A 255-nucleotide genomic window follows, 5' to 3' on the forward strand; every position below is an offset into this window, starting at 1 on the left:
GGGCGAGCACTGGCTGCTGGATCTGGAACGTGTCGCGGCGATGTCTGTGTCGGGTGACCCGGAACGGTGTCTGAACCTGGCCCGATTCCTCGCCGCCGAGCTCTCGCACAACACCTGGTCAGAGATGTTGCGGGTCACCCTGGTCGGCTTCGGCCGGGAGATGGCCGACATCAACCCCGATCGCCTGACCTACACCGAGGACTTCGGCAAGGCCATCGCGTCGCTGCACCACCAGCTGGACTCGGTGCACGACGC

At 65.9% G+C, this 255-nt stretch carries 1 protein-coding gene; it reads left to right on the plus strand.

Annotated features, from left to right (window positions below; genetic code table 11):
- A partial coding sequence (locus RM423_RS25245; protein WP_311425776.1) for a hypothetical protein occupies positions 1–255 on the plus strand: 255 nt, incomplete at both ends.

This window comes from Jatrophihabitans lederbergiae (assembly GCF_031845305.1).
Classification (GTDB): domain Bacteria; phylum Actinomycetota; class Actinomycetes; order Mycobacteriales; family Jatrophihabitantaceae; genus Jatrophihabitans_A; species Jatrophihabitans_A lederbergiae.